An 18,617-nucleotide genomic window follows, 5' to 3' on the forward strand; every position below is an offset into this window, starting at 1 on the left:
CGACACGCCCCCTACCAGCAAGGACAGGCTGGCCTGGCCGCACCGGTCAGACGTTGAAGTACTTGGCCTCCGGGTGGTACAGCACAAACGCGTCGGTCGACTGTTCCGGGTGGAGCTGCAGCTCCTCCGACAGCTCGACGCCGATCCGCTCCGGCTTCAGCAGGTCCACCACGACCCGCCGGGACTCGAGGTCCGGGCAGGCGCCGTAGCCGAAGCTGTACCGGGCCCCCCGGTACTTGAGGTCGAAGTAGTCCTGGATCGCGTCGGGATCCTCGTCCGAGACCGCTCCCTCGGGCAGCGTCAGCTCATCGCGGACCCGCCGATGCCAGTACTCGGCCAGCGCCTCGGTGAGCTGGACCGACAGTCCGTGGACCTCGAGGTAGTCGCGGTAGTTGTCGGCCGCGAACAGCTCGTTGGCGAAGTCCGCGATCGGCCTGCCCATCGTCACCAGCTGGAACGGGAGCACGTCGACCACACCCTCGGCCTCACAGCGCGCCTTGGAGGCGATGAAGTCGGGAATGGCGAGGAAGCGCGGCCGCTGCTGGCGCGGGAACGAGATCCGATGCAACACCTCGGCGTCCGGCCGCGGCTCGGCCAGGATGCAGATGTCGTCCCCCTCGGAGTAGGCCGGGAAGTAACCGTAGACCACCGCCGAGTGGGACAGGATCCGCTCGGTGGTGAGGCGGTCGATCCACGCGCGCATGCGGGGCCGGCCCTCGGTGGCGACGAGCTCGTCGTAGTCGGGTCCGTCCCCACCGCGCGCGGCGCGCAGCCCCCACTGCCCGAAGAACAGGGCGCGCTCGTCCAGGTGGTCGGCGTAGTCGGCCACCGGGATGCCCTTGGCGATCCGGGTGCCCCAGAAGGGCGGCGTCGCCAGGGGCTGGTCCGCCGCGACGTCGGATCGCTCCGGGACCACGACGGGCGCGGCCTCGGCCGCCCGCTTGGCGGCGATCCGCTCGCTCCGGGCGCGGCGCTCGCGCCGCTCGGCGGCCTTGGCCGACGCCTCCGAGGACTCCGACATCGGCACGCCGGTCCGCTTGGACGTCATCACCTCGTCCATGAGCCGCAGCCCCTCGAACGCGTCGCGGGCGTAGAACACCTCGCCCTCGTACATCCCGGCGAGGTCCACCTCGACGTAGGCGCGGGTCAGCGCCGCGCCGCCCAGCAGTACCGGGAACTCGGAGGCGATGCCCTCCGAGTTGAGCTCGGCGAGGTTGTCCTTCATCACGACGGTCGACTTGACCAGCAACCCGGACATGCCGATCACGTCGGCCCTGTGCTCACGGGCCGCGGCGATGATGTCCGCGATCGGACGCTTGATCCCGATGTTGACCACGTCGTAGCCGTTGTTGGACAGGATGATGTCCACCAGGTTCTTGCCGATGTCGTGGACGTCGCCCTTGACGGTGGCCAGCACGATGCGGCCCTTGCCGTCCTCGTCGCTGGCCTCCATGTGGGGCTCCAGGTGCGCGACCGCCGTCTTCATGGTCTCCGCCGACTGCAGGACGAACGGCAGCTGCATCTGGCCCGAACCGAACAGCTCCCCCACCGTCTTCATTCCGTTCAACAGGTGCGAGTTGATGATCTCCAGCGGGGGGATCTCGGCCATCGCGGCGTCGAGGTCGGCCTCGAGCCCCTTCCGCTCGCCGTCGACGATCCGGGCCGCGAGCCGATCCATGAGCGGCATGGCGGCGAGCTCGGCCGCCCGCGCGTCCTTGGCGCTGGCGGCGGACACGCCCTCGAACAGCTCCATGAACACCTGGAGCGGGTCGTACCCCTCCCTGCGACGGTCGTAGACCAGGTCGAGCGCGACCTCGCGCTGCCGGTCGTCGATCTTGCTCATGGGCAGGATCTTGGAGCTGTGTGCGATGGCGGTGTCCAGGCCCGCCTGGATGCACTCGTGGAGGAACACCGAGTTCAGCACCTGGCGCGCGGCCGGGTTGAGGCCGAACGAGATGTTGGACAGCCCGAGGGTGGTGTGGATCCTCGGGTGGGACTGGGTGAGCCGGCGGATGGCCTCGATGGTCTCGATGCCGTCCTTGCGCACCTCCTCCTGCCCGGTGGAGATCGGGAACGTGAGGCAGTCGATGATGATGTCGTCCTCCGCCACCCCCCAGTTGCCGGTGAGGTCGGCGATGATCCGCTCGGCGATCTCGACCTTGCGGTCGGCGGTCCGGGCCTGCCCCTCCTCGTCGATTGTCAGGCCCACCACGGCCGCGCCGTGGCGCGAGACCAGGCGCATGATCCGCTGGAAGCGGGACTCCGGCCCGTCGCCGTCCTCGTAGTTCACCGAGTTCACCGCGCAGCGACCGCCCAGGTGCTCCAGCCCCGCCTCGATCACCTCCGGCTCGGTGGAGTCGAGCATGATCGGCAGCGTCGAGGAGGTGGACAGGCGGCCGGCCAGTTCCCGCATGTCGCCGGAGCCGTCCCGGCCGACGTAGTCCACGCACAGGTCGATCATCTGCGCGCCGTCGCGCATCTGCTCCTTGGCGATGTCCATGCAGGTGTCCCAGTCGGCGGCGAGCATCGCCTCGCGGAACCGCTTGGACCCGTTGGCGTTGGTGCGCTCGCCGATCATGATGATCCCGGCGTCGGCCCGCAGCGGGGTGGACGTGTACAGCGACGAGACGGCGTTGACGTGCTCCACCCTCCGCTCGGCCTTCGCCCGGGCCCGCACCTCGTCCCGCAGGCGGGTGATGTGCTCGGGGGTGGTGCCGCAGCAGCCGCCCACCATGGAGAGCCCGAACTCCGAGACGAAGTCGGCGACCTGCGGGCCGAAGGCCTCGGCGCCCAGCGGGTAGACGGCCCCGTGCTCGCCCAACTCGGGCAGACCCGCGTTGGGCATCACCGACACCGGGATCCCGGCGTGCCGGGTGAGGTAGCGCAGGTGCTCGATCATCTCGGCGGGCCCGGTGGCGCAGTTCAGCCCGATCATGTCGATGCCGAGCGGCTCCAGGGCGGTCAGCGCGGCGCCGATGTCCGACCCCAGGAGCATGGTCCCGGTGGTCTCGATCGTGACGTGGCAGATGATCGGCAGCCGGCGGCCCGCGGCCGCCATCCCGTCCTGGCAGCCCATGACTGCGGCCTTGACCTGCAGCAGGTCCTGGCTGGTCTCCACCAGGTAGGCGTCGGCACCGCCGCGGGCGAGGCCCTCCGCCGCCTGCGCGTACGCGTGGCGCATCTCCTCGAACGTGGTCTGACCGAGCGAGGGCAGCTTGGTGCCCGGCCCGAGGGAGCCCAGGACCATCCGCGGCGTCCCGTCCTCGGACGGGCCCATCTCGTCGGCGACCTTCCTGGCGATCGCCGCCCCCTTCTCGGCGAGCTCACCGATCCGGTCGACGATGTCGTAGTCGCCGAGGTTGGACAGGTTGCACCCGAAGGTGTTGGTCTCCACCAGGTCCGCGCCGGCGGCGAAGTACGCGCGGTGGATCTCGCCCACCACGTCCGGGCGGGTGGCGTTGAGGATCTCGTTGCAGCCCTCGAGCCCGAGGAAGTCGGCGTCGACGTCGAGGTCGACCGCCTGCAACATCGTGCCCATCGCCCCGTCACCGATCAGTACTCGCCGACGGGCGGCATCCAACATGGGCGAATCGAAATCGACAGACATGGGCCCCAGTGTATGGGTGGCCCGGAGGGCGACGTACGTAGGCTGTACTGATGACTGTCGAATGGACTCCCGACGGGCACCTCGACCTCGAGAGCCCGGTGATGCTCGCGGCCTTCGAGGGCTGGAACGATGCGGCCGACGTGGCCACCGGGAGCATCGAGCACCTGGCCCTGACGTGGGAGGCCCGCCAGATCGCCGAGATCGGTGGCGACGAGTTCTTCGACTACCTGGACCAGCGGCCGATCGTCCGGCATTCCGGAGGGGTGTCGAGATCGGTGGAGTGGCCGCGGATCGTGGTCTCGGCGTGCAGGCCGGACGGGTTCGCCCACGACGTCCTGCTGGTCCGCGGGCCGGAGCCCGGTCTCAAGTGGCGGCGTTTCGCCTCGGAGTTCGTGGACCTGGTGGACACGCTCGGGGTGTCACAGGTGGTGCTCCTCGGGGCGTACCTGGCCGACGTGCCGCACACCCGGCCGGTACCCCTGACCGGGACGGCGTTCAACCGCCAGCGGATGACGGCGATGGGGGTCCAGGCCTCCGACTACGAGGGGCCGACGGGGATGAGCGGCGTGTTGCAGCAGCTGCTCACCGAGGCGGGCGTCCCCACGTCGAGCCTGTGGGCCGGCGTCCCGCACTACGTCGCCGCCCCGCCCAACCCTCTCGGGACCGAGGCGATGCTGTCCTGGCTGGCCGAGGACCTCGGGCTCGCCATCCCGATGGACGCGGTGCGGGTCCGGTCCCGGACCTGGGTGGACAAGGTCGATGCCGCGGCCGGGGAGGACGAGGACCTGCGGGACTACATCCAGACCCTGGAGGAGCGGGTGGACAACGAGACCGGCGTCCGTGCGGGGATCGACCCCGAGCCGGACCGGGGACGGGCGTCCGACGGGGACGCGATGCCGCTGGTCGACGGCGAGGCGATCGCCGCCGAGTTCGAACGCTTCCTGCGGGGTCGGCACGAGGACCCGGACACCGACTGACCCGTCACCCCCCGACGGAAGGGATCCCCAGCAGGGCGTCCAGCGCAGTCGCGACCGCCGGTCCCGCCGCCGGGTCGGAGTCGTCGCCGCTCAGCGTCGCCTCGGCCCAGGCGTCGATCACGGCCAGTGCCCCGGGGGTGTCCAGGTCGTCCGCGAGCCGGTCGCGGAGGGCGGAGATCGCCTGCGCCGCGTCCGCTCCGGACACCCGCGCCACGGCCTCGTTCCACCTTGCGAACCGCGCCCGGGCCTCGTCGAGCAGGTCCCGGGTCCACGACCTGTCCGTGCGGTAGTGGCCGGCGGCCAGCCCGAGGCGGATGAGCGCGGGGTCCACCCCCTGCTCGCGGAGCGTCTGCACGCGCACGAGGTTGCCGAGGGACTTGCTCATCTTGACGCCGTCGAGGCCGATCATGGCGGCGTGCACGTAGAAGCGGGCGAAGGGCCGCTCCCCCGTCGCCGCCTCGGCGTGCGCGGCGGAGAACTCGTGATGGGGGAAGGCGAGGTCGCTGCCGCCGCCCTGGATGTCGAACTCCATCCCCAGGCGGTTCCGGGCGATCGCCGAGCACTCGATGTGCCACCCGGGCCGGCCCGCCCCCCAGGGCGAGGGCCACGACGGTTCGCCGGGCCGTTCCACGCGCCACAGGAGGGCGTCCAGCGGGTGTTCCTTGCCCGGTCGGTCCGGGTCGCCACCGCGCTCGGCAAAGGCGAGCGCCATCTCGTCGCGGTCGTATCCCGACTCGTACCCGAAGTCCTCGGTGGCGCGGTGCCGGTAGTAGACGTCGGAGAACCCGTCGACGGCGGGGTCGATGCGGTAGGCGTGCCCGCGGTCGAGCAGCTCGGTGACCATCTCGACCACCTCGTCGACGGTCTCGGTCGCCGCCACGTACTGCCGTGGGGGCAGGACGCGCAGCGACTCCATGTCCGTGCGGAACCGGTCCGTCTCGCGGTCCCCGAGCTCCCGCCAGTCCACGCCGTCGCGCTCCGCCCGTTCGAACAGCGGGTCGTCCACGTCGGTGGTGTTCTGGACGTAGTGGACCTCGTGGCCGGAATCGAGGAGGAGGCGGTTCACCAGGTCGAAGGTCAGGTAGGTGGCCGCGTGACCGAGGTGGGTGGTGTCGTAGGGCGTGATGCCGCAGACGTACATCGTCGCCACGGGGCCGGGGGCGACCTCACGGATCTCGCCGCTCGCGGTGTCGAACAACCTCAGGGGGGCGCCGTCGCCGGGGACGGTGGGGACGGCAGGGGAAGACCACGAGTGCATGCGGCCGAGTCTAGAGACCGGGCTCGGTCAGAAGAGCGGCCAGGGTAACGGATAGCCCGGTCCGGGGACGGGGAACACCCCGCCGTCGACGAGGGCGGCGACCCGGGCGCCGAGGGCGGCGATCTCGGCGGCGGAGAGCAGGTCGGACAGGGTCCGACCGAGCGGGTCCGCCCCGGCGAGCCCGTCACTCAGCCGCTGCAGACCGGCGAGGTCGTCCGGGGGTAGCGGCTGTCCCGCCCACCCCCAGAGGACGGTGCGGAGCTTGGGCTCCGTGTGGAAGCACAGGCCGTGATCGATCGCCCAGAACACCCCCGCGGCATCGACCAGGACGTGGCCGCCCTTGCGGTCGGCGTTGTTGACGACCGTGTCGAACAGGGCGATGCGGCGGAGTCGGTCGTCCAGGGCGTGGGCCACCACCACGTCCTCCCCACGTGACCCCTCGCCCCGGAGGACGGCGACGCGGCCGGCGGGGAGGTCGCCCACCGGGTGGACGTCCACCGGGTCGTGGCCGGAGGTTCCACGGTCGGCCTCGTCGATCCATCGTTGCGCCATCCCGGGACCCCCGGGGCCGTGCGCCAGGACGGTCTCGGGCACCAGGTCCCAGCCGAGGGCGACGGACACCGCGTACGCGGCGATCTCGCGGGAGGCCAGGCTCCCGTGGGGGAAGTCCACGAGGGGTCGCTCCCCCGCCGAGGGCTTGTAGACCCAGTGCGCGCCCTCGGAGTCGACGCAGCGGTAGACCTTGTTGCTCCCGGACGGGATCCGGTGCAGGACGGTGAGTTCCGGGCCGGCCGGGCGGTCCGTCACGGGTCGATGAGGCCGGCGAGCGCGTCACCGGAGCGAGGGAGGTAGCCGTTGAGGCGGACGCACAGGTGGCCGGTGGTGTCGATCGGCTCGCCGCACAGCGGGCAGGGGGCGCGACCGGCGGAGACGACCTTCTCGCTGCGGAGGACGAACTGGCGCGCGCGGCTCGGGGAGAGGAACACCCGGAGCGCATCGGGGGCGTCGTCCGAGTCCGAGAGGACCACGGACTCGTCGGTCGCCGCCGGATCGACCGCCAGCAGTTCCACCACGATCTGGTTCTTCTCCCCGTCCCAGCCCAGGCCCATCGTGCCCACCTGGAACTCCGCGTCGACCGGCATCTCGAGCGGCGCGAGGTCGTCCACGACGTCGGCGGCCGGGGGGACGGGGACGTCGGATTTGGCGGCTATCTCGTCGAGCAGGTCGCCCATGCGCTCGGAGAGGATCTGGGCCTGTTGCTTCTCGCAGCGAACGGACACGGTGCGGCCGCCCCCCGTGGCCTGGACGAAGAACACCCGCTCGCCGGGCGAGCCGACCGTGCCCACCACGAACCGGGTCGGATCGCGGAACTCGTGGACTTCCCTGCTCATGCCGGTCGTCTCCCTGGTGTGGTTCTCGGTGCTGCCGCGCGCGGCAGCGGGTGCGGGGTGGTGCGGATCATCAGGGTACGTTCCCGCCCGGCACCGCGTCCGAGCTGGCGTGGCCGGCCGTGGCGTGGCCCACGTGCCCGGCCGGCTCGCCCCGCAGGCTGGTCAGGTCTCCCCCGGTGTCGTTGACCCGGAGCACGAACGGCCGGTGCGGCGTGTAGCGGACCACCGACACCGAGGCCGGTTCCACCACGATCCGCTGGAAGTGATCCAGGTGCATCCCGTAGGCGTCGGCGATCACGGCCTTGATCACGTCCCCGTGGCTGCACGCCACCCAGAGCACGTCCCGCCCCGCCTCGTCGGCAAGGCGGCGGTCGTGCACGCGGATCGAGTTCACCGCGCGGGTCGCCATGTCGGCCAGGGCCTCACCGCCCGGGAAGACCGCCGACGAGGGATGTTGCTGCACCACCGACCACAGGGTCTCCGAGGCCAGTTCCGAGAGCGTCCGGCCGGTCCACGTCCCGTAGTCCACCTCGACCAGCCCCTCGTCGATCACCGGTTCCACGCCGAGCGCCGAGGCCAGGGGCTCGACGGTCTCCCGGCACCGCATGAGGGGAGAGCGGACCACGGCCTCCACCGGCAAGCCGGCGAGCCTCCGGCCGAGGTCCCGGGCCTGCGTCCGCCCGGTGTCGTCGAGTCCGACCCCGGAGGTCCGGCCGGCCAGGGTGAGCGCGGTGTTGGCGGTGGAGCGGCCGTGGCGGAGCAGGATGACGGTCATGGCAGCAGGCTACCGACGCGACACCCGCCCGTGACGGGTCAGGCGCCGGGGATCAGGTGGCGGGGATCGTGCCGGTCGCGAGCAGCCCCATGACGAGCAGGCCCAGCAGGATCCGGTATCCGGCGAACCAGGCCAGGGAGTGGTTCTGGACGAAGCGCAGGAGCCAGGCGATGGCCGCGTATCCCAGGACGAACGCGATGGCCGATCCGACGAGCAGTTGCAGTCCACTCGCGGACTGCCCCTGCGCGGGGTCGAAGGCGTCGGGGAGGCTGAACAGGCCCGAGGCGAGGACGGCCGGGATGGCCAGCAGGAAGGAGAACCGGGCGGCGGCCTCGCGGGACATGCCCAGGAACAGGCCCGCGGAGATGGTGCCGCCCGAGCGGCTCACGCCGGGGATGAGGGCCAGGCACTGGGCCAGGCCCATGACGATCGCGTCCCTCATCGACAGACCCTCGAGCGACCGTCCGTCCACGGGACGGTCCTGCCTGCCGAGCTTCTCCGCGAGGAGGAAGACGAACGAGAAGGCGATGAGGACGATCGCCGTGATCCACAGGTTGCGCGCGGCGTCGCGGATGACGTCCTTGCCCACGAACCCGATCACGGCGATCGGCACGGATCCGACGATGACGTACCAGCCGAGCCGGTAGTCGGGGTCCGCGCGACGCCCGGCGTCCACCACCCCGCGGAACCACGCCACGAGGATGCGCACGATGTCCTTGAAGAAGAACACCAGCACCGCGGCCTCCGTGCCGAGCTGGACCACGGCCGTGAAGGAGGCGCCGGCGTCCTCGCCGAAGAACCAGGTGGAGAAGATCCGCAGGTGCCCCGAGGAGGAGACGGGCAGGAATTCGGTCAGCCCCTGGAGGACGGACAGCACGACGACCTGGAGCCAGGACATCCCGTCCGCCGTGGGTGCTGCGAGGGCCGTTGTGATCACGGGCGCTGCCTTCTCTCGGGGGATCGTCGGGGCGTTCGCCGGTGCGTCATCGCACCGCCGTGAGGGTAGTCGCCCCGCCCTGTGCAGGGGCCTGGGACCCGCGTGGTGGACAATGGACCGAAGTCGAGAGGAACACCGTGCCCCTTCGTGTCCACCGCCGTACCGCCCTGCCCGCCGCGCTCCTCGCGCTCGCGGTGGGTCTGACGGGCTGCTCCGCGACGTCCCAGCTGGAGGAGTTCAACCAGGTCCAGCAGGGCGACGCACGGCCTGCGGAGTCACCCCAGGTCGCCAACCCGGTCGAGGGCGAGGTGGTTCCCGCCCTGGGAACCGTCCTCGCGCTGGTCGCGATCGGTGACCTGGTCGCCGCGCAGGTGGACGATCCGCCCGGGTTGGAGATCGGGCGGGTGGACGGGACCAGGTGGATCCCCGAGACGACGGTGGACCTGCCCGCGGGAGCGGGGCTGGCCTCGCCCGGCCACGACGGCACGGTGCTGGTCCCCTATGGGGACGGCGTCGTGGTGGTCACGCCCGCCGGCGACGCCCGGACCATCTCGGGACTGGGCCCCGTCACCGCGGCGGCCGTGACCGCCGACGGGCGGATCCTCACCGGTGACCCCGACGGGGACGTGGTGGTCCGCGACGCCGAGGGGGTCGAACAGAACCGCGTGACCGGACTGAACTCCGTGGACCGGATCAGCGTCGCCCGCGACGGATCGGTCACCGCGCTGAGCCGGCCCGACACCATCATCGCGAGCATCGACCCGGGCGAGACCGGCGCGGGCCCGCTCCTCCGGGCGGGAAAGGGGGCGGGGATGCTCGCCGCGTTCGGGGAGGGGACCGTGGTCGCCAGCGACACGGTCGGCGGGACCCTCCTCGTGTACTCGACCTCGCCGATCCGGTTGCACCAGCAGTTCCCCGTGGCCGCGGCGCCCTGGGCGGTGGCGGGGGACGACGCGGGCGGTCTCGTCTGGGTCACGTCCACCGGGACGAACACCGTCCAGGCGTACGATCTCGGCGACGGCATCGGGGTTCGGCGCGCCGACATCGCGACCGTCCGGCAGCCTGATTCGCTGGTGGTCACGGAGTCCGGCACCGTGGTCGTCGGATCCTCCGACGGGGAGGGGCTGCACCTGATCCGCCCCACGCTCTCCGCGCCGCCGAGCTGATCGAAGGACCACCTACGTCCCCCCGAGGAGGACCGTGTACTCGCTGATCAAGAGCGTGCTGTTCCGCTTTCCCGCAGAGCGGATACACCATCTGGCGTTCGGGATGCTCAAGCTGCTGACCCTGGTGCCGCCCCTGGGCGCCCTGGTGCGACGGATCCTCGGCGTCCGGGACCCGATCCTGGCGCAGGACGTCCTCGGTCGCCGCTTCCCCGGTCCGCTGGGTCTCGCCGCCGGGTTCGACAAGAACGCCGCCGCCGTGGACTCGTGGGGGGCGATCGGATTCGGGTTCAGCGAGGTCGGCACGGTCACCGCCTCTCCGCAACCCGGCAACCCGACGCCCCGGCTGTTCCGGCTGGTGGAGGACAGGGCGATCCTCAACCGGATGGGGTTCAACAACCACGGTGCCGGGAACGCGGCCAACAACCTCCGCCGGCGCCGCAGCAGCGACCCGGTGGGGATCAACATCGGCAAGACCAAGGTGGTCCCAGCCGAGGACGCGGTGCGGGACTACGTGGCGTCGGCGACCATGCTCACCGGCCTCGCCGACTACATGGTGGTCAACGTGAGCTCGCCCAACACGCCCGGCCTCCGCGATCTCCAGGCCGTCGAGTCGTTGCGACCGATCCTCGCCGCCGTCCGGGACGTGGCGACCATCCCGGTGCTGGTCAAGATCGCTCCGGACCTGGACGACGCGGACGTCGACGCGGTCACCGACCTCGTCCTGGAACTCGGTCTGGCCGGCATCGTGGCCACCAACACGACCATCTCGCGCGACGGCCTGAGGACGCCGGCGGAGCAGGTCCAGGCCCTGGGCGCGGGCGGGATCTCCGGGGCGCCCGTCGCCGCCCGGTCCCGCGAGGTGCTCGCCCGGATCCACGAACGGGCGGGTGACCGGATGGTCATCGTCTCCGTCGGCGGCGTCGAGACCGCGGAGGACGTGTGGGACCGCATCACCCACGGCGCCCACCTGGTCCAGACCTACACCGGGTTCATCTTCACCGGCCCCGACCTCATCCGGGACGCCAACAGGCTCGTCGCGCGGCGCCTCCGCCAGGGCGGGTTCGGATCCCTGGCGGAGGCCGTCGGCTCCGCGGTGAGGTAGGGCTGCGCTGAGGTGGGGCCGCGCCGGGGCGGGGTCCTACTGCTCGTAGATCGCGGTCGTGGTGCCCCGGGCCAGGCCCTGCCCGAAGAGGACGAAGCCGACGTAGGCGCACGAGGCGTCGTCACCGAGGTCGATCCGGTCGCCCACCGCGTGGACGGCGAGGATGTAGCGATGCGGGCCGTGACCCGCCGGCGGCGCCGCGCCCACGAAGCCCCTGAACCCGGCGTCGTTGCGGACCACCACGGCGCCCTCGGGCAGCCCGGAGGTGTCGCCCCCCGTGCACGCGCCCTCCGGCAGCGAGGTGACGTCGGCCGGGATGTTGGCCACCGACCAGTGCCAGAACCCCGACGCCGTGGGGGCGTCGGGGTCGAAGACGGTCACCACGTAGGTCTCGGTCCCCTCCGGGCCCGGGGTCCAGCTCACCTGCGGGGACCTGTCCAGCCCGCCGTCGACGCCCATCGTGCCACCGAGCTGGGCGGCGGACAGGGTGGCGCCCTCGGTGAACGACTCGCTGGTCACCCGGAGCGCGGGCAGCTCCGGAAGGGCGGCGTAGGGGTCGGGCACTCGGAACTGCGTCATGGTTGTCCTCCTGGTTCGGACGGTGTGGAGGGCCTCCTCCAGCCGGTCACGTCTCTGTCTACCAGCGATGACCGGCCGGCGTGCGGCGCGGCAGGGGGCCGATTTGTCCCACCGATCGGGCATCGGCTAATGTCATTCCTCGCACGACCAAGCCGGGAACCAGCCGGTGCCGGTCAGCAGGTGTGCACGCGCGAGTGGCGGAATGGCAGACGCGCTAGCTTGAGGTGCTAGTGTCCTATTAACGGACGTGGGGGTTCAAGTCCCCCCTCGCGCACACTGTGTCGAGACAGTAGAAGTGGCCCCGGATCCGTGAGGATCCGGGGCCCACTTGTTTTTCCGTCGGGCTGATCGGCAGCAGGAGAAGTGCGGTGACATCGGACCCCGTGATCGACGTCGAGGGACTGACGAAGTCCTTCGGGAGGTTCCGCGCGCTCAACGGGATCGACCTCCGGGTCGAGGCCGGTCACGTCCACGGGTTCCTCGGACCCAACGGGTCCGGCAAGTCGACGACCATCCGGGTCCTCCTGGGCCTCCTGCGGGCCGACGGCGGCACGGCCCGGGTCCTCGGCGGAGATCCCTGGCGGGACATCGTTGACCTGCACCGTCGACTCGCGTATGTGCCCGGCGACGTCAGTCTGTGGCCGGGCATGAGCGGTGGTGAGGCGATCGACCTGCTGGGTTCACTCCGTGGCGGCCTGGACGAGCAGCGGCGCCGGGAGCTGGTCGAGCGGTTCGATCTGGATCCGACCAAGCGCGGGCGCCAGTACTCCAAGGGCAACCGACAGAAGGTGGCCATCGTCGCGGCTCTGGCGTCGGATGTGGAGTTGCTGATCCTTGACGAGCCCACGAGCGGACTCGACCCGCTCATGGAGAACGTCTTCCGGGAGGTGATCCGGGAGAGCAAGGCCGGGGGCACGGCGGTGCTGCTCTCGAGCCACATCCTGGCCGAGGCGGAGACCCTGGCGGACCGGATCTCGATCATCCGCGACGGCAGGATCGCCCGGACGGGGACCCTGACCGAGCTTCGGGGCGACGCCCGCACCTCGATACACGCCACCCTCCAGAGAATCCCCGCACCACACGAGCTCGCCGCCCTGCACGACGTCCGGGTGGACGGAGATCGACTCTCCGCCACCGCCGACGCGGACCGGATCGGCGACGCGATGACGCTGCTGGCCCCCTACGGCCTGTCCTCGCTCGTCGTCGAACCCCCGTCGCTCCAGTCGCTCTTCCAGGAGCTCTACGACTCGGACTCCGGCGCCGACGCGGTGACCCCGTGACCGCCACGCTCACCGGCACCGGACCACTGCTGCGGGCCTCGCTCCGGCATGACGGGGTCCGCTTCGCGCCGTGGATCGCCATCGCCACCGCCCTGTCCGCGTCGTCGGTCCTGGGCTACCCGTGGCTCTTCCCCGATCCGCAGGAGAGGGCGGCACTCGCCGTGGCGGTGGGCGCGAACCCGGCCCTCGGGATCATCTTCGGCCCCGCCTTCGACCTGGCCACGGTCGACGGGTTCAACGCCTGGCGCTCACTCGCACTCGCCGGGTTCTTCACCGCACTCGGGTCGATCCTCACCGTCATCCGCGCCACCCGCGGTCAGGAGGACTCCGGGCAGGCCGAACTCCTGGCCTCGGGGGTCCTCGGTCGTGGGAGCCGACTTCTCTCCGGTGTCGGCCTGGCGCTGATCGGCTCCCTCGCGGTGGGCGTGGTCGCCGGGGTCGTCACAGGACTGTGCGGCGGCGGCTGGCAGTCCTCGATGCTGTTGGGAGCGACCTTCACCGGGTCGGGCTGGATGTTCGCCGGCGTCGCGGCGGTCACCGCGCAACTCGGCGCCGACTCCCGGACGGCGGGATCGCTCGCGGTGGGGACGCTGGGGATCCTCTACCTCCTGCGAGGTATCGCGTACTCCCTGGACGCCCCCGCGTGGACCGTCCGGGTCAACCCGCTGGGATGGATGACGGAGACCCGGCCCGCGACCGCCGACCAGTGGTGGCCGCTCCTCTACGCCGCCACGTTCACCGCCCTCTGCCTGGCCGTGGCCTCCGCCCTCCACGCACGACGCGACTTCGGGCAGGCCGTCATCGCGCCGCGACCGGGACCGTATCGCGGACGACTCCGTACTCCGTGGCGTCTGGTGGTGCGCCTCAACCGCGGCGCGGTCCTGGCCTGGACCGCCGCGTTCGCCGTCCTCGGGATGGTGTTCGGGTACTTCACCACCTCGATCCAGGACGTCCTGGCAAAGGACTCCGCGGTCGCCGCGATCCTCGCCGCAGGGGCCACCACCCCCGAGGACCTGACCTCGGCGTTCATCGTGACGATCCTCGGACTGGTGGGGATCATCGCCGCGATCTCGGGGGTCCAGATCATGCTCAGGGTCCGGACCGAGGAGATGGAGGACCGGGTCGAACCACTCCTGGCGGGCGCGCTCCACCGCACCCGGTACTACGGGGCCAACGTGGGCTTGGCGTTGACGGTCCCCGCCGTCCACGTCCTGCTCGCCGGCACGGTGATCGCGATAGTCGCCGCCGGTGCCGGAATCGGCGTGTCCCTCTGGACCACGGTCCTCCAGGCCGCGGCGACCGTCCCCGCCGTGTGGACGGTGGTCGCGGTGGCGGTCGCCGTCGTGGGTGCGCGCCCGCGGGTGGGCCCCGCCGCGTGGATCGGTGTGCTCTCATCCTTCGCCCTGACTCTGCTCGGGCCGACCTTCAGGCTCCCCGACGCCGCGCTCGCGGCCAGCCCGTTCTGGCACGTGCCCGTCGTCTCCCGTGACGGGGACGGCCCGGGTGGGCTGCTGGGGATCAGCCTCGTCACGATCCTGCTGCTCGTGGTGGGATTCGTGGGGTTCCGCCGCCGTGACCTGGCCACCACATGAGCACGGGCCACCGGGAGTCGAGCCCACGGAGGTTGCCGTGCCGATGAACTCACCGGCGGACCTGCTCGGACGGATGCTCGGGGCGGCCGCCCGCGCCGCCGACCGGGGCCTCGACCACCTGGGCCTGACTCCCCCACCGCTCGACCTGCCGCCGGAGGTCCGCGAGGATCTGCGCGACCTCTTCGGCCACACGATCGACCCGACGGCGGTGATGATCCGCCGCGGGCACGTCCCGGGCGTGCCCCACCCGCGGGCGTTCGCGTTGCCCGGTCTGATCTACCTGGGCGCCGATCCCGGCGTGGTGGGCACGGCGGCGGGCACGGCAGTAGCAGGCACGGCAGTAGCAGGCACGGCAGCGGCGGGTTCCGATCGGCCGCGGGCCACCCCGACCCTGGTGCACGAGCTGGTCCACGTCTGGCAGGGCCGGGTCGTGGGTCCGCGCTACGTGGTGATCGCGCTCGTCGAGCAGGTCAGGCACGGCCGCCGCGCCTACGACTGGCGCGCGGTGCTCGACCGTGCCTCGACAGACCGTGCCTCCCCGCACCGACTCCCGCGGGCCTTCCCCGTCGAGGCGCACGCCCAGCTCGTGTCGGAGGCCTACGCCCGCCGCCACGGCTTCTCCCCCGCCCCGGCCCTCGGGAGGCGGGACGGACAGGCGCGCGCGATGGAGGAGGCGCTCACCGGGCTCCGTGCCGGCCGGGCACCCACCCTCCGGGGGCGAGCGGTTTAGGGACCGGCCACGTCGTCGTCGTACCGTGTCCTGGTGACAGGCATCGATCCGGACGACCTCGAGACCCTCCAGCGCATCCTCGACCAGGCGGCGGCGCTCGGCGAGGATCACCCCGACTCGATCCGGGTGCAGCGGTCGGTGGGCCACATGTTCAAGCTGCTCAAGAAGTCCCGCCGCGCCGAGGTGCGCCGTGCCCGCCAGGACGCGGACAAGGCGGTCATCGAGGCCACCGCGACCGGGTCGCCCACCCGCATCGACGACGAGACCGCCGGCATCCGGCTGGTCTCCACCACCCCGGGTGCCGTCGCCGGTCACCTCCAGCGGGCCATGGCGTGCTACGTCTGCAAGCAGCGCTTCACCCAGGTCGACGCCTTCTACCACCAGCTGTGCCCGGACTGCGCGCAGGCCAACCGCGCCCGCCGCGACCCGGACATGGACCTGACCGGTCGGCGCGCCCTGCTCACCGGCGGACGGGCCAAGATCGGCATGTACATCGCGCTCATGCTGCTGCGGGCCGGCGCCGACGTCACCATCACCACGCGCTTCCCGCGCGACGCCGCCCGCCGCTTCGCCTCGATGCCCGACCACTCCGATTGGGTCCACCGGGTGCACGTGATCGGCGTGGACCTGCGCGACCCCGCCCAGGTGGTGGCGCTGGCCGACGAGGTGGCCGCCGCCGGGCCGCTGGACATCCTCATCAACAACGCCGCCCAGACGGTGCGCCGCTCCCCGGGCTCCTACTCGGGGCTGGTCGACGGCGAATCCGCACCCCTCACCGGCAGCGCCGCCGGCATCTCGATGATCACCATGGGCCGCACCTCCGAGCTCCATCCGGCCGCGCTCATGGGCGGGGAGTCCGCGCTGATCGGCAGCGAGGAGGCGGAGCGGGAGGCCCACCACATCGCCTCGCTCGCCCTGCAGGCCGGCTCGTCGTCGTTGGAACGGATGGCCGCCGGCACCGCGATCGACGCCGGAGGGCTGCTGCCGGACGTGGTGGACCACAACAGCTGGGTGGCCACGGTCGAGCAGGTCGAGCCCATGGAGATGCTCGAGGTGCAGCTGTGCAACTCGGTCGCCCCGTTCATCCTGGTCTCGCGCCTGCGGCCGGCGCTCGCGGCCTCGCGGGCCCGGCGCAAGTACGTCGTCAACGTCTCTGCCATGGAGGGCCAGTTCTCGCGCCGCTACAAGGGCGCCGGGCATCCCCACACCAACATGGCCAAGGCCGGGCTCAACATGCTCACCCGCACCTCCGCTGAGGAGATGTTCACCGAGCACGGGATCCTCATGACCGCCGTGGACACCGGATGGATCACCGACGAGCGCCCGCACACCACCAAGGTGCGCCTGCACGAGGAGGGCTTCCACGCCCCGCTCGACCTGGTGGACGGCGCCGCCCGCGTGGTGGATCCGATCGTCCGCGGCGAGGCCGGCGAGGACCTCTACGGCTGCTTCCTCAAGGACTTCCAGCCCAGCCCGTGGTGAACTCCCGGGTTCCGGTCCTCCTCGACCGCGACCCGGGCATCGACGACGCCCGACTCCGGGTGGGTGTGCTGCGCCTCCGGCTTGCGATGCGTGTCGGGTCCGATCCGGCAGCACATCCGGGTCGATCGCGTGCAGAGGGGCAGCGCAGGTCGGAGGGGCAGCGCGGGTCGGAGAGGCAGCGCGGGTCAGAGGGGCAGCGCGGGTCGGAGAGGCAGCGCGGGTCGGAGGGGCGGCGCGTGCCGGATCGCGGGTGATCGAGGGGCAGAATGAGAACCGGTGTTAGGCTCTCCCGGATGTTCGGGCTGCCACTGACGTGGTGCCCGGGCTCGCGCCATCGTCCCACCTCACCGCCCCGGGAGTGCCCATGAGGTCTGTCGCCTCTGCCCTGATCGTCGTCGCGGGCGGAGCGATCGTGTCCGTCGTGGCCGCCCGGCGCGCGGCGGAGACCGGTGGGGCCCCGTCGACCATCACGGACTCGGTGCAGAGGACCGTCGCCGCGGTGCGCGAGAGGGTTCGCCGTGCGACCGGGGGCTCGATCGACCCGGTGTCGGAGGGTGGTCCGCGCGCGGGGCAGGCGTCCGGGCAGTCGGCGGGGGCCGGCAGCGCGGATCGGCGTCCGGCGGGGGCCACGGGCTTCGTGCCCGCGCTCGAGGGGATCCGCGGACTCGCGGCGGTCGGGGTCCTGACCACGCACGTCGCGTTTGTCACCCGATCGTCCACGGGGTCGCCGATCAAGCGGATCTTCGGCCGTCTCGACCTGGCCGTCGCCGTGTTCTTCGCCAAATCGGGATTCCTGCTGTGGCGGGCACACGCCAGGCATGCGCGTGCGGACCAACCGGGCACGGCCCGTCCGACGCGGGAGTACCTGCGTTCGCGGCTCGTCCGGATCATGCCGGCGTACATCGTGCTGGTCGCCGCCGCGATGCTGCTGCTGCCCCAGAACCATGTCAACGGCCCGTCCTCGTGGATCGCCAACCTCACCCTCACGCAGATCTACACCTCCAATTTCCTCGTGGCGGGTCTGACCCACGCGTGGTCGCTGGCGGTGGAGATGGCCTTCTACCTGGCGTTCCCGATCCTGTGGACGGCCATGAAGGACCTACGTGGAGACTCGGCGCGCTGGAGGATCCCCGTCATCGGTGCCTTCGGCGCGTCCGGTCTGCTGTTCCCCGTAATCCCGTGGAGCACCCTCGGAATCCTGCCGTCCGGGGTCAACGTGCAGATCCTCCCGCCGTCCTTCGCCGCGTGGTTCGCAGCCGGCATGCTGCTCGCCGAACTCGCCGCCGCCCCGCCCGGGGTGCTCGTGGCCATGTGCCGGGGCCACCTGGCCAGGTGGGGCTGGTGGGCGGCCGGCGGGGCGGCCTTCGTCGCCACCACCGTTCCCGGTTGGTTCTCGGAGGGGTTCGTCCACCCGGGACCCGCCGAGTTCGCGGCCCGGAGCGGACTGGCCGGGACGATGGCCTTCCTGGTCCTGGCGCCCGTCATCCTGGCCCCGGCCGGGACGCGGTTCCCGGTGCTGGAGTCCGAGCCGCTCCAGAAGCTCGGCACGTGGTCCTACGGCATGTTCCTGTGGCACCAACTGGTGCTCCTCGCGGCCTTCCCGCTCACGCGGACCCCGCTGTGGGCTCAGCGCATGGGTGTGATCTGGCCCGTCACCGTCGCTGGGTCGCTGGCGGCCGCGGCGGTCAGCCACACCGTGATCGAGGAGCCCGCCCGGAAGGCGCTCGAGCGCCGCTGAGCC

The 18,617-nt window shown here is 71.7% G+C and carries 15 protein-coding genes and 1 tRNA gene; 9 read left to right on the top strand and 7 right to left on the bottom strand.

The window, feature by feature from the left end:
- Positions 1–46 precede the first annotated feature (46 nt).
- Positions 47–3,607, bottom strand: coding sequence for a methionine synthase (gene metH / locus Q0444_RS05230; protein ID WP_299021912.1), 3,561 nt, complete (start codon positions 3,605–3,607; stop codon positions 47–49).
- A 50-nt stretch (positions 3,608–3,657) separates the two neighbouring features.
- Here metH and Q0444_RS05235 point away from each other — a divergent pair, with 50 nt between their 5' ends.
- Entirely contained in the window at positions 3,658–4,584 is a 927-nt protein-coding gene (locus tag Q0444_RS05235) for a PAC2 family protein (protein WP_291083590.1), read from the top strand.
- A 4-nt stretch (positions 4,585–4,588) separates the two neighbouring features.
- On the opposite strand, the gene mshC is transcribed toward Q0444_RS05235, so the two are convergent.
- The 5 genes from mshC to Q0444_RS05260 all read right to left on the bottom strand — a co-directional run bounded on the left by mshC (position 4,589) and on the right by Q0444_RS05260 (position 8,906).
- A complete protein-coding gene (mshC, locus tag Q0444_RS05240; protein ID WP_291083592.1) occupies positions 4,589–5,842 on the bottom strand; it encodes a cysteine--1-D-myo-inosityl 2-amino-2-deoxy-alpha-D-glucopyranoside ligase in 1,254 nt (417 codons plus the stop codon).
- 27 nt (positions 5,843–5,869) lie between these two features.
- On the bottom strand, positions 5,870–6,649 hold the full coding sequence (locus Q0444_RS05245; protein ID WP_291083595.1) for an SCO1664 family protein: 780 nt from the start codon (positions 6,647–6,649) through the stop codon (positions 5,870–5,872).
- Positions 6,646–7,233 carry a DUF3090 domain-containing protein gene (locus tag Q0444_RS05250; protein WP_291083598.1) on the bottom strand — a complete coding sequence of 196 codons (588 nt, stop codon included), beginning with the start codon at positions 7,231–7,233 and terminating at the stop codon, positions 6,646–6,648. Before Q0444_RS05250 ends, Q0444_RS05245 begins: the two co-directional genes overlap by 4 nt.
- Before the next feature lie 70 nt (positions 7,234–7,303).
- Entirely contained in the window at positions 7,304–8,008 is a 705-nt protein-coding gene (locus Q0444_RS05255) for a histidine phosphatase family protein (RefSeq protein ID WP_291083601.1), read from the bottom strand.
- A 52-nt stretch (positions 8,009–8,060) separates the two neighbouring features.
- Positions 8,061–8,906, bottom strand: a complete 846-nt coding sequence (locus Q0444_RS05260; protein ID WP_291083665.1) for an undecaprenyl-diphosphate phosphatase — start codon at positions 8,904–8,906, stop codon at positions 8,061–8,063.
- Positions 8,907–9,082: 176 nt separating this feature from the next.
- Between Q0444_RS05260 and Q0444_RS05265 the strand changes: the two genes are divergently transcribed.
- A complete protein-coding gene (locus Q0444_RS05265) occupies positions 9,083–10,111 on the top strand; it encodes a hypothetical protein (RefSeq protein WP_291083604.1) in 1,029 nt (342 codons plus the stop codon).
- A gap of 34 nt (positions 10,112–10,145) precedes the next feature.
- The gene (locus Q0444_RS05270; RefSeq protein ID WP_291083607.1) at positions 10,146–11,213 is read left to right on the top strand and encodes a quinone-dependent dihydroorotate dehydrogenase; all 1,068 of its coding nucleotides are present in this window, start codon (positions 10,146–10,148) and stop codon (positions 11,211–11,213) included.
- A gap of 36 nt (positions 11,214–11,249) precedes the next feature.
- Here the strand turns inward: Q0444_RS05270 and Q0444_RS05275 are convergent, their stop codons facing one another.
- Positions 11,250–11,792 carry a YbhB/YbcL family Raf kinase inhibitor-like protein gene (locus tag Q0444_RS05275; protein ID WP_291083610.1) on the bottom strand — a complete coding sequence of 181 codons (543 nt, stop codon included), beginning with the start codon at positions 11,790–11,792 and terminating at the stop codon, positions 11,250–11,252.
- Positions 11,793–11,980: 188 nt separating this feature from the next.
- Between Q0444_RS05275 and Q0444_RS05280 the strand changes: the two genes are divergently transcribed.
- From Q0444_RS05280 to Q0444_RS05305, 6 genes are all read left to right on the top strand, one after another.
- Positions 11,981–12,066, top strand: a tRNA-Leu gene (locus Q0444_RS05280).
- 94 nt (positions 12,067–12,160) lie between these two features.
- Positions 12,161–13,072: an ABC transporter ATP-binding protein gene (locus Q0444_RS05285; protein ID WP_299021921.1), complete on the top strand. Its 912-nt coding sequence runs from the start codon at positions 12,161–12,163 to the stop codon at positions 13,070–13,072.
- A complete protein-coding gene (locus Q0444_RS05290; protein WP_291083616.1) occupies positions 13,069–14,664 on the top strand; it encodes an ABC transporter permease in 1,596 nt (531 codons plus the stop codon). The genes Q0444_RS05285 and Q0444_RS05290 overlap by 4 nt, the downstream gene beginning before the upstream one ends.
- 43 nt (positions 14,665–14,707) lie before the next feature.
- On the top strand, positions 14,708–15,394 hold the full coding sequence (locus tag Q0444_RS05295; protein ID WP_299021925.1) for a hypothetical protein: 687 nt from the start codon (positions 14,708–14,710) through the stop codon (positions 15,392–15,394).
- A gap of 33 nt (positions 15,395–15,427) precedes the next feature.
- A complete protein-coding gene (locus tag Q0444_RS05300) occupies positions 15,428–16,876 on the top strand; it encodes an SDR family NAD(P)-dependent oxidoreductase (protein WP_291083622.1) in 1,449 nt (482 codons plus the stop codon).
- Positions 16,877–17,240: 364 nt separating this feature from the next.
- Complete coding sequence (locus Q0444_RS05305; RefSeq protein WP_291083624.1) at positions 17,241–18,614, top strand: acyltransferase; 1,374 nt, start codon at positions 17,241–17,243, stop codon at positions 18,612–18,614.
- Positions 18,615–18,617 lie beyond the last annotated feature (3 nt).

The organism is uncultured Dietzia sp., assembly GCF_937873725.1.
GTDB lineage: Bacteria > Actinomycetota > Actinomycetes > Mycobacteriales > Mycobacteriaceae > Dietzia.